Source organism: Bifidobacterium hapali, from assembly GCF_002259755.1.
GTDB classification, from domain to species: Bacteria; Actinomycetota; Actinomycetes; order Actinomycetales; family Bifidobacteriaceae; genus Bifidobacterium; species Bifidobacterium hapali.
This window is the reverse complement of record NZ_MWWY01000044.1, coordinates 37,539-48,942: the sequence shown is the minus strand read 5'-3', so window position 1 is coordinate 48,942 and position 11,404 is coordinate 37,539. Positions and strand designations below refer to the sequence as shown.

General features: G+C 57.2%; 7 protein-coding genes. 5 read left to right on the top strand and 2 right to left on the bottom strand.

The genetic code is table 11. From position 1 onward, the window contains the following. Nucleotides 1-502 (bottom strand): transposase-like zinc-binding domain-containing protein (locus tag BHAP_RS10235; protein WP_143248790.1); only part of this gene is annotated, 502 nt, incomplete at its 3' end. A gap of 268 nt (nt 503-770) precedes the next feature. Between BHAP_RS10235 and BHAP_RS10230 the strand changes: the two genes are divergently transcribed. The 4 genes from BHAP_RS10230 (at nt 771) to rpoB (ending at nt 7,111) form a co-directional block, all read left to right on the top strand. After that, the gene (locus BHAP_RS10230) at nt 771-1,421 is read left to right on the top strand and encodes a tRNA (cytidine(34)-2'-O)-methyltransferase (RefSeq protein ID WP_420807739.1); all 651 of its coding nucleotides are present in this window, start codon (nt 771-773) and stop codon (nt 1,419-1,421) included. A gap of 224 nt (nt 1,422-1,645) precedes the next feature. Continuing rightward, complete coding sequence (locus BHAP_RS10225) at nt 1,646-2,578, top strand: HhH-GPD family protein (protein WP_094730580.1); 933 nt, start codon at nt 1,646-1,648, stop codon at nt 2,576-2,578. 69 nt (nt 2,579-2,647) lie between these two features. Then, nucleotides 2,648-3,310 carry a hypothetical protein gene (locus tag BHAP_RS10220; protein WP_244569393.1) on the top strand — a complete coding sequence of 221 codons (663 nt, stop codon included), beginning with the start codon at nt 2,648-2,650 and terminating at the stop codon, nt 3,308-3,310. Nucleotides 3,311-3,580: 270 nt separating this feature from the next. Then, on the top strand, nt 3,581-7,111 hold the full coding sequence (rpoB, locus tag BHAP_RS10215; protein WP_169713215.1) for a DNA-directed RNA polymerase subunit beta: 3,531 nt from the start codon (nt 3,581-3,583) through the stop codon (nt 7,109-7,111). Here the strand turns inward: rpoB and BHAP_RS11675 are convergent. Further along, a complete protein-coding gene (locus tag BHAP_RS11675) occupies nt 7,105-7,260 on the bottom strand; it encodes a hypothetical protein (RefSeq protein WP_158216471.1) in 156 nt (51 codons plus the stop codon). The two genes, rpoB and BHAP_RS11675, sit on opposite strands and share 7 nt — an antisense overlap. A 78-nt stretch (nt 7,261-7,338) precedes the next feature. On the opposite strand from BHAP_RS11675, the gene BHAP_RS10210 reads away from it, so the two are divergent. Next, complete coding sequence (locus tag BHAP_RS10210; protein WP_094730578.1) at nt 7,339-11,349, top strand: DNA-directed RNA polymerase subunit beta'; 4,011 nt, start codon at nt 7,339-7,341, stop codon at nt 11,347-11,349. Nucleotides 11,350-11,404 lie beyond the last annotated feature (55 nt).

The following is an 11,404-nucleotide window of genomic DNA, read 5'->3' as shown; positions in this document are numbered from 1 at the left end:
AGCGTTGGATGCGGGTGTCGGGCCACATGGTCTTCGCGGCCTTCATGATGCCGCCCCCGCCGTCGCACACGAGCACGTCCGGTGGCGCGATGCGCGCCATCAGGCTCTGCCACGCCGCCGACCGTTCGCTTTTGGCGATGTGCCAGCCGATCACGTGCCCGTCGGCGATGGCGATCAGCACCACGGCGTCGCGGTGCAGGTGAATGCCGTCCACATGCACCACGTGATGCACCTCGTCCACCAGGGGCACCGGCGGCCACAGGCCCCACATCAGCTCGCACCGGCGGCGCAGCGTGCGGGAGGGCAGGTCGTGCTCGGCCTGCGACCGTTTGGAAAACAGCCAGTCCAGTCCGCACCGCAGGTCACGGGCCCTGTTGTCGCGCGACTGGGTGCGCGAGCTCCCGCAGCCGGCGTCCCGGCACCGCCACCTGACCCGCCCCGAGCTTGTTCTTCCGTTCCGTTTCATCGGCTCGCCGCACACGGCGCAACTGGGTGTGTTCATCCACCCAATCTGCCACGCCAACTCGAAAGCCGCTCAACCGTTGTCCCGAAAGGCCTCACAGCCTGTTCCGGACACACATTCTGGCCGACTTCAAGTTCCCCGCCCATACAACTCGAACAGGGGAAACGCCCACTGCCACAAAGGAAAGCGAGCCAAAACAGACACACATTTTGGCCTATAACCCTCTGGCTTGGTTCAGGGGCTGTTTTATGCTCGAAAGTCGAATTACGCATAAGCACGGCAAAGTGTGAAGCATTACGAGGTGATGATGATGACGGAGCAGGCGGGGGCGCAAAATCCCGAAGCCAAAGTCGGCAAAATGTTTGAATACGGTTACCGCAAGTCGAATTATGGTCCTGATGAGCTCGTCACTGATGCACATGGTAATCCGATATCAGTGGTCGATGCCATGTTGTCAGCCGAAGATGCTGCTAAGGCTGAAACATCAACCCCGCATCTGTGCTACTACAGCCCTCGCATCCCCGGCAATACCGGTTCAGCGATTCGCCTGTGTGCGGTCACCGGCACGATTCTGCATCTTGTGGAACCGCTCGGTTTTAACTTGCGCGACACGAAGTTGCGTCGTGCGGGCCTCGATTATCACGACATGGCACATGTGGTGTTGCATCCGAATTTCGATAATCTCGTCGAATCAATGCCGAACTCGCGTATTATCGCGTTCACTGCGCACGCCACGAAGCTGTACACGGAAGTTGAATATAAACCCACTGATATTCTGCTGTTTGGTCCTGAACCGGGCGACATCCCGGACCCAATGGACATTATGGCTGGCCCTCACGTTGCCGAACAAGTGCGCTTGCCAATGCGTCCAAGTCTGCGTTCGCTTAACCTCACCAATTGCGCGTCCATCGCCATCTACGAAGCATGGCGACAATTAAATTTCGCTGGCGGAGCGTGAGGAGAAAGCCCTGTGGGCTTTCGAGTAGCGACGCCGAGTGAGCGCCGGTAGGCGTGAGCGAGGTAATAACATTGCTCGCGTAGCGAGTCGTTTGTTTGTGTTCGGAGCGTGAGGAGAAAGCCCTGTGGGCTTTCGAGTAGTGACGCCGAGTGAGCGCCGGTAGGCGTGAGCGAGGTAATAATATTCTCGCGTAGCGAGTCCTTATATGCGGGAAATGGAGCGTGATGACTACAGCCACTGACAATATAACGGCGAAGCCGCTCGTCAAGTCGTCCGCCGAGTCTATCCGCCGCTCGCTCGCCGCATGGTGGCAAATCAACGCGCGTGACTTACCGTGGCGATTCGGCCGAACCACACCGTGGGGTGTGCTTGTTTCCGAGGTCATGAGCCAGCAGACGCAGATGAGTCGCGTAGTGCCGTATTGGCAGACATGGATGCAAGTGTGGCCAGATGCGGCAGCGCTCGCAGATGCGACGACAGCTGAGGTAATCACTGCATGGGGTCGGCTGGGTTATCCGCGGCGCGCATTGCGATTGCAAGAGTGCGCTCGCGTGGTGCGTGACCAGTACGATGACCAGCTGCCGCGCACATACGACGAACTCACCGGCTTGCCCGGTATCGGTGATTACACTGCGTCGGCAGTGCTCAGTTTCGCGTTCGGTAAGCGTATTGCAGTCATTGATACGAATATCCGCCGCGTATTGTCGCGTGTTTTTCTCGGTGTCGAGTCGCTTGGTGGAGCAGCCCGGCCGGCTGAACGTGAGTTGGCTGCGCGCGTGTTGCCAGCTCACGATGCGCAGTCAGTGACGTGGAATCAGTCGGTGATGGAACTGGGCGCGGTAGTGTGCACGGCAAAACAACCGTTGTGTGAAACGTGTCCTGTGTCTGCGCAGTGTGCGTTTCTCGCGGCTGGCAGGCCGGGACTGGGGGAGCGCAGAACACGCCCGCGGCAACGGTTTGCTGGAACTGATCGGCAGGTACGTGGAATGGTTCTCGATGCGTTGCGTAAGTTACCGCAAGGGAAGAGTGTGCTTGATCGAGCTCGCATCGAATCGTTGTGGAATGATCATGTCCAGTTAGATCAGTGCCTTGCATCGTTGGATGATGACGGTTTGATTGAAATACTGCCGGATGGCGGCGTTTGTTTGCCGCGATGATCGGGCGCTGATTGGGCGCTGATTGCGTGCGGATCGCACATCATGCGGCGTGGTATACACTGAGAGACTATGGTGGTACAGCGCAAGTCGGGACGGTCAAATCAGCGACGTAAGCCGCGCGGACGTGCGATGAGTGCACGTCAGCGGGCTATCTATCGTCGTCGGCGTATCGTCGTCGCGTCAGTACTGCTGATTGCGCTCGCGTTGGTGGTGTTTTGCGGATACAGTATCGCTCGTGGTATTGGTGCGATTGGTGACGCGATGAATCACGGTGAGATATACGCGATCTCGCGCGGTGCGGTTCCTGACCCCGCAAAAACTGGTGGTGTACGTGACTGCGGCGAAGGCACAGTCAGTTTGTCGCTGACTGCGGCCGCGCAGAGTGTGCCAGTTGCGGGTTCGCTGGACTTTACGGCGACGATCGCGTACACCGGTTCGGCCAAAGCTGGCTGTTTGGTTGACGGGTCGAATGCTGGTCGTGTACTGACGATTTCGTCGGGAGATAAAACGGTATGGCGGTCAGATTCGTGCCCGGTTGACTCGCGCATGCTGCTCATGGGCAAAGGTGACGAGGATCGTCAGCAGATTACGTGGAATGCGAACGCAACTGGCTCCGAATGTCAGGATGATGCCGCATTGCCGAAAGTGAACGCTGGTACGTATACTGCCCGTCTGTCGTTGCGCGATCAGCCGAAAGTGACGAGCGACCCTGTGACGATTACGGTTCAGTAAGCTACTGCCAGTCCTGCTGTCCTACTATACGGCGCGACTCGCCGGTTATGTCGCACTCTTGCAGTATGAGCTAGGTAGTGCTACTATATGAATTTCGCGTATACGCATGTCATATTGCGGGCATGCTGACAAAGACGGAGCGCCCGCAGTTTCAGGCATATGGCGGCCTGATAAGGCGCTTGTCGGGGAACTATATACACAGTATCGAACGAACAAGCGAGCGATAAGGAACGTCCATTGGCTACTGAGTCTACGACGAACACCACCACCATGATCGCACGCGCCGACCAGCACGACATTGACGTGCACAAGGCGTCGGACCGTGTGAACTTCGGCTCCATCCGTGAGCCCATTGATGTACCCTACCTGCTGGGTGTGCAGACCGACAGCTTCGATTGGCTGATCGGCTCTGACCGCTGGAAGAAGCGGGTTGAAGAAGATGAGAAGAACGGCACTAATACTGTTCCTCATATGTCTGGCCTCGATGAAGTATTCAACGAGATTTCTCCGATTGAAAACTTCGCACAGACCATGTCCTTGACGTTCTCGGACCCGTACTTCGAGGAGCCGCGTCACACCGTGCAGGAGTGCAAGGAGAAGGATTACACCTACTCTGCACCGCTGTATGTGAACGCTGAATTTGAGAACGGCGATACTGGCGAAATCAAGTCGCAGACCGTGTTTATGGGCGACTTCCCGCTGCAAACTCCGCACGGTACCTTCATCATCGGCGGTACCGAGCGAGTCATCGTTTCCCAGCTCGTGCGCTCTCCGGGTGTCTACTTCGATCGTTCCACCGATCGTGCATCCGGCAAGGATGTCTTCGGCGCGAAGATCATCCCGTCGCGCGGTGCTTGGCTTGAGTTTGAAATCGACAAGCGCGACGTGCTCGGCGTGCGTGTCGATCGTAAGCGTAAGCAGTCCGCGATCGTGTTCCTCATGGCTATCGGCATGACCAAGCAGGAAATTCGCGACGCATTTGAAGGCTATCCGCTGGTTCTCGATGCGCTCGACAAGGAAACCATCGATACGCAGGACGAGGCACTCACTGATCTCTACCGTAAGATTCGCCCGTCCGATACAGCAACTCCTGAGGCTGGCCGTAACCTGCTTGACTCCTTCTACTTCAACACGAAGCGTTACGATCTGGCTCGCGTTGGCCGTTACAAGATCGACCGTAAGCTCGGCCTTGAGCATGAGATTAACGATCGCTCGCTCAAGCGCGAAGATATCATCGCCACCATCAAGTATCTGGTGACGCTGCACTCGGGTGACGCTACGTTCCCGGGCAAGCGCAAGGGTCAGGATGTCGATCTGCGTGTTGAGACTGACGATATCGATCACTTTGGTAACCGTCGTATCCGTCAGGTTGGCGAGCTGATTCAAAACCAGCTGCGCACGGGCTTGAGCCGTATGGAGCGCGTTGTACGTGAGCGTATGACCACGCAGGACGCTGAGGCGATTACTCCACAGTCGCTGATCAACATTCGTCCGGTGAACGCGACCATCAAGGAGTTCTTCGGAACGTCCCAGCTGTCGCAGTTCATGGATCAGAACAACCCGCTGGCTGGTGTGACCAACAAGCGTCGTCTGTCCGCCCTCGGTCCTGGCGGTCTGTCTCGTGACCGTGCCTCGATGGAAGTGCGAGACGTGCACCCGTCCCACTTCGGTCGTATGTGCCCGATCGAGTCTCCTGAAGGCCCGAACATCGGTCTGATCGGCTCGCTCGCAACCTTCGGCCGCGTCAATCCGTTCGGCTTTATCGAGACCCCGTACCGTAAGGTTATCGACGGTCAGGTGACCAACGAAGTCGAGTACATGACCGCTGATCAGGAAAACGATCATGTGATCGCGCAGGTCAACCAGAAGCTCGACAAGAACGGTAAGTTTGCCACCGATATGGCTCTTGCTCGAGCCGATGAAGAAGAGGCCGTCGATGTGCCGGTGAGCTCCGTCGATTACATGGACGTCTCACCGCGTCAGATGGTTTCGATCGGCGCTTCGCTGATTCCGTTCCTTGAGCACGATGAAGGCCACCGTGCACTGATGGGTACCAACATGCAGCGTCAGGCCGTGCCGCTGGTACAGTCTGAGCGTCCGCTGGTGGGTACCGGTTCTGAATGGCGTGTCGCTTACGATTCCGGCGATGTGATCATCGCAGACAAGCCGGGCGTTGTGATCTACGTGTCCGCTGATCTCATCCGCGTGATGAACGACGATGGCACGCAGTCCAGCTACAAGTTGGCGAAGTTCCAGCGTTCTAACCAGACCACCTGCTACAACCAGCGTCCGATTATCAAGAACGGCGAACGCGTGGAAGCTGGCACGGTGCTGGCTGACGGTCCGGCAATCGAAAAGGGCGAGATCGCGCTCGGTAAGAACCTGCTGGTTGCGTTCATGCCGTGGAACGGTTACAACTACGAGGATGCTGTGATTATTTCGCAGCGACTCGTACAGGACGATACGCTTTCCTCGATTCACATCGAAGAGTACGAGATCGATGCTCGTGAAACCAAGCTGGGTGCTGAAGAGATCACGCGCGACCTGCCGAACGTGGGCGAGGATGCAGTGGCAAACCTCGACGAGCGCGGCATTATCCGCATCGGTGCTGAGGTTGAGGCTGGAGATATTCTCGTCGGTAAGGTCACGCCGAAGGGTGAGACTGAGCTGACCCCAGAGGAGCGTCTGCTGCGTGCGATCTTCGGTGAGAAGTCTCGTGAGGTGCGCGATACATCACTGCGTGTGCCGCACGGCGAGACTGGTACGGTGATCGCAGTCAAGGAAATCACTCGTGAGGATGCTGAGGAAGACGGCGACGAGCTGCCGAACGGTGTCAACCAGATGATTCGTGTGTACATTGCGCAGCACCGTAAGATCACCGTCGGCGACAAGATGTCCGGTCGTCACGGCAACAAGGGTTGTATTTCGCGCATTCTGCCGGAAGAAGATATGCCGTTCCTCGCGGATGGTACTCCGGTTGACATCATGCTGAACCCGCTGGGTGTGCCTTCTCGAATGAACCTCGGTCAGGTGCTTGAACTGCACCTCGGCTGGATTGCACACTCCGGTTGGGATATTTCGCTGGATCCGGATCTTGACGCCGAGTGGAAGAAGTACGTGCCGGCTGGAGCTGAAAAGGGCGAACCGGGTACGCCGGTTGCTACCCCGGTGTTCGACGGTGTTAAGCCTGAAGTCATCAAGGGCTTGATGAAGTCGACATTGCCGAACCGTGACGGTGACCAGATGGTCGGCGAAGACGGCAAGGCGTGGCTGTTTGATGGTCGCACGGGTGAGCGTTTCGGCAAGCCGATTTCCGTGGGCTACATGTACATGCTCAAGCTCCACCACTTGGTTGACGATAAGATTCACGCGCGTTCTACCGGTCCGTACTCGATGATTACGCAGCAGCCGCTGGGCGGTAAGGCCCAGTTCGGTGGCCAGCGCTTCGGCGAGATGGAGGTGTGGGCACTCGAAGCTTACGGTGCTGCTTACACGCTGCATGAAATGATGACCACCAAGTCCGATGATGTGGACGGTCGCGTGCGTGTCTATGGCGCGATCGTTAAGGGCGATAACCTGCCGCCGGCAGGTATCCCTGAGTCGTTCAAGGTGTTGCTCAAGGAAATGCAGTCGCTGTCGCTGAATGTTGAAGTGCTGAACGCTGAAGGCGTGGCCATCGACATGAAGGATGAGGACGACGATCCGGCTTCTGCCAGCGACGATCTGGGCTTCAACATTGGTGCGCGTCCTGACGCGGCCGCGAAGGAAGATCAGAAAGCAGAAGAGCCTGAATATCAGTGATCGACTGATTGGTCGCCGGTTGCGCGTGCTGAGCTCTGCACGCATGGTGCGCTTTGCGCGCAGCCGGTGACCGTATCATCGATCGACTGTGAACGACGTATCAACTGAATATCAGCTGAGTTGTAATTCGACGACGTTACTGATGCCATTATCGGTGTCATTCCAATGTTATCGGGTGACGACTCCCATTGATAAAACCATCGCAGATTTACAGACAGGACAATAGAGTGCTGGACGTCAACGCATTTGACAAGCTTCGTATCGGCTTGGCCACCGCCGACGACATTCGCGGCTGGAGCCACGGCGAAGTCAAGAAGCCGGAAACTATTAACTACCGTACTTTGAAGCCTGAGAAGGACGGTCTGTTCGGCGAACAGATCTTCGGCCCGACTCGTGACTGGGAGTGCGCGTGCGGTAAGTATAAGCGCGTGCGCTTCAAGGGCATCGTGTGCGAGCGATGCGGCGTAGAAGTTACTAAGAGCCGTGTGCGTCGTGAACGCATGGGCCACATCGAACTGGCTGCCCCGGTGACGCACATCTGGTTCTTCAAGGGTGTGCCATCTCGTTTGGGTTACCTGCTCGACATTGCGCCGAAGGACCTTGAAAAGGTCATTTACTTTGCTGCATACATGGTCACCAAGGTCGATGATGAGCAGCGTCATCAGGACATGCCTGACTTGCAGGACGAGTTTGACACGGAGATCAGCCACCTTGCTAAGCGTCGTGACAACGAAATCGAAGAGCGCGCTAAGAAGGTCGAATCTGATCTTCGTGAGCTTGAAGAGGCTGGCGAAGCGAGCGGTGCTAACAAGGCAAAGCTGCGCAACGGCGCCGAGCGTGATATGTCGGCTATCCGTCAGCGCTACGACGATCAGATTCAGCGTCTGAATGCCGTGTTTGACCGCTTCAAGAACTTGAAGGCCGGCGACATGGAAGGCGACGTCGACCTGTGGCGTGAAATGGAAGATCGCTACGGCGACTATTTCGAAGGCTGCATGGGCGCTGAAGCGATTAAGAAGCGCCTGCAGGACTTCGATCTTGAGGCTGCCTCTAAGCAGCTGCGCGAAGAAATTGACACTGGCACCGGCCAGCGCAAGGCTCGCGCGCTCAAGCGCCTTAAGGTGGTCAATGCGTTCTTGACCACTGAGAACAAGCCTGAGGCAATGGTTCTCGACGTGATTCCGGTTATTCCGCCGGATCTGCGCCCGATGGTTCAGCTCGATGGTGGCCGTTTCGCAACCTCCGATCTTAATGATCTGTACCGTCGTGTGATCAACCGTAACAACCGACTCAAGCGACTCATTGAACTCGGTGCGCCTGAGATCATGCTCAACAACGAAAAGCGTATGCTGCAGGAAGCTGTTGACTCCCTGTTTGATAACGGTCGTCGTGGCCGCCCGGTTACTGGCGCGTCTAACCGTCCGCTTAAGTCGCTGTCTGACATGCTTAAGGGTAAGCAGGGTCGTTTCCGTCAGAACCTGCTCGGTAAGCGAGTTGACTACTCTGGCCGTTCCGTGATCGTTATCGGTCCGTCGCTGCGCATGCACCAGTGCGGTCTGCCGAAGCCGATGGCACTTGAGCTGTTCAAGCCGTTTGTTATCAAGCGTCTTGTCGACATGAACTACGCGCAAAACATGAAGAGCGCTAAGCGCATGGTTGACCGTGGCGACACTGAAGTGTGGGGTGTGCTCGAAGAGGTCATCTCCGAGCATCCGGTACTGCTTAACCGTGCACCTACGCTGCACCGTCTGGGTATTCAGGCGTTCGAGCCGATCCTTGTTGAAGGTAAGGCTATCCACCTGCCTCCGCTGGCCTGCGCCGCATTCAACGCAGACTTCGATGGTGACCAGATGGCTGTGCACCTCCCGCTTTCCGCTGAAGCACAAGCTGAGGCCCGTTCGTTGATGCTCGCATCCGATAACATCTTGAAGCCGGCTGACGGTCACACCGTGACCATGCCGTCTCAGGATATGATCCTCGGTCTGTACTGGCTGTCCACCGTGCTTGAAGGAGCTAAAGGACAGGGTCGCGTGTTCTCGTCCATTGCCGAAATGCAGATGGCACTCGACCTGCACGAGATCGACATGCAGGCCAAGGTACTGGTACGTTTGCCCGCTGACTTCGTGCTGCCGACCAATTGGGAGCCGAGCGAAGTCAAGGTTGTTGACCCGCAGCCGGGTAGCCCGGAAGTCGTCCGCGAAGAGCGTTTCAAGGACGGTACTGTGCTGTTCGCCACGTCAATGGGACGTCTCCTGTTCAACGAGACTCTGCCGACCGACTACCCGTTCGTCAACGAACAGGCTCCGAAGAAGGTGCTCTCGCGTATTGTCGATGACATCGCAACTCGTTACTCCACCGCTCAGGTGGCCGCGACCCTTGATGCACTCAAGGATCTCGGCTTCACCCGCGCACCGTGGTCTGGCGTAACCTTCGCATTCTCTGACGTCACCGAGCCGCCAGAACGTGCCGATCTCGTCGCCGAATCCGAGGCACAGGTCAACAAGATCAATCAGCAGTACGATCTCGGCTTCTTTACTGAAGAAGAGCGTCGTCAGGCGATTATTGACGAGTGGACCAAGTGCACCGAAAAGGTGTCGGATGCTGTTGTCAAGCACTTCGACCCGCGCAACAACCTCGCTATTATCGTGCAGTCTGGTGCACGAGGCAACATGACCCAGATCAACCAGATCGCAGGTATTCGAGGACTGGTGAACAACCCGAAGGGTGAGGTTATTCCTCGACCGGTCGAATCGAACTATCGTCAGGGCCTGTCCGTGCTGGAGTACTTCATCTCCGAGCACGGTGCTCGTAAGGGTCTGGCTGATACCGCACTGCGTACTGCTGAGTCTGGTTACTTGACCCGTCGTCTGGTTGACGTTTCTCAGGACGTGATTGTGCGCGAAGAGGACTGCGGCACCAAGAAGGGTCTGCCGATGCAGATCGCTGATCGTGACGCTGACGGTAACCTGACGCTGGTTAAGGCAGCTGACGGTGGCCCGTACTCTCGTCTGCTGTCTGCCGATGTGGTGGACCCGGCTGACGGTACGACCGTGCTGTACAAGCGTGGCGACGCGCTGAGCATGGATGTGCTCAAGGACCTCGTGGCACACGGAGTTGAGCAGGTGAAGGCTCGTTCCGTGCTCACCTGCGAATCCAAGCGCGGCGTGTGCGCCAAGTGCTACGGCTGGTCGCTGGCTACCAACAAGCTGGTGGATGTTGGTGAAGCTGTCGGCATCGTTGCAGCACAGTCCATCGGTGAGCCTGGTACACAGCTGACACTGCGTTCGTTCCACTCCGGTGGTGTTGCGGCGGCTTCCGATATCACGCAGGGTCTTCCTCGTGTTACCGAGCTTTTCGAAGCCCGTACCCCAAAGGGTGAGGCGCCTATCGCCGAGTTCCCGGGCGTTATCAAGACTGATGTGGAAGCTGACCACGTCTACCAGATGACGTTGACGCCGGACGATCAGACCGTTGAGCCGATCGTCTACACGGTGACTCGTCGTGCTCCGCTCTTGGTGAAGGACGGTCAGCATGTTGAGGCTGGTACGCAGCTGACTGAGGGTTCTGTGGACCCGAAGAAGATTCTTCGTATCCTCGGCCCGCGTGCAGCACAGGTCAACATCGTTGAGGAAGTGCACACGGTGTACCGTTCTCAGGGCGTCGATATTCACGATAAGCACATTGAGGTTATCGTGCGCCAGATGTTGCGTCGTATCACCGTCATCGACTCGGGTGACACTTCGTTGCTGCCGGGTGAGCTGGTTGATCAGGCTCGTTTCAAGGAAGCGAACATGGAAGCCGTGAAGAACGGTGGCAAGCCGGCTGCCGGACGTCCGGAGCTCATGGGTATCACCAAGGCTTCGCTGGCTACCGATTCGTGGCTGTCTGCCGCATCCTTCCAGGAGACTACGCGCGTGCTCACCGAAGCCGCCTTGAGCCAGAAGGTCGATGACCTTAAGGGTCTCAAGGAGAACGTCATCATCGGTAAGCTCATCCCGGCTGGTACGGGTCTCGCCCGTTACCGTAACGCTGTGGTCGAGCCGGATAAGGCAATCCGCGACACTATTTACCCGAACTTCGGCTTGGGTAGCGGTACCGATGCGGACACTGACTTCTCCGATGCTGATCTGTCTGATGTGGACTTCGCAAACATCGACTTCGGCGATCTCAAGCTCGGTGATGACTTCAACCCGGACGACTTCCTTGACGATCAAGGCGGTCAGGGCGACTTCGAGTGATCGATGCTCTACGGTTGGTCAGATGAGGTAATAATCTTAGTCTGACTGACTGTCT

Coding starts and splice junctions, on each gene's coding strand:
- BHAP_RS10230 (WP_420807739.1), top strand. CDS start 771: ATGATGACGGAGCAGGCGGGGGCGCAAAATCCCGAAGCCAAAGTCGGC.
- BHAP_RS10225 (WP_094730580.1), top strand. CDS start 1,646: ATGACTACAGCCACTGACAATATAACGGCGAAGCCGCTCGTCAAGTCG.
- BHAP_RS10220 (WP_244569393.1), top strand. CDS start 2,648: ATGGTGGTACAGCGCAAGTCGGGACGGTCAAATCAGCGACGTAAGCCG.
- rpoB (WP_169713215.1), top strand. CDS start 3,581: ATGATCGCACGCGCCGACCAGCACGACATTGACGTGCACAAGGCGTCG.
- BHAP_RS11675 (WP_158216471.1), bottom strand. CDS start 7,260: ATGGCATCAGTAACGTCGTCGAATTACAACTCAGCTGATATTCAGTTG.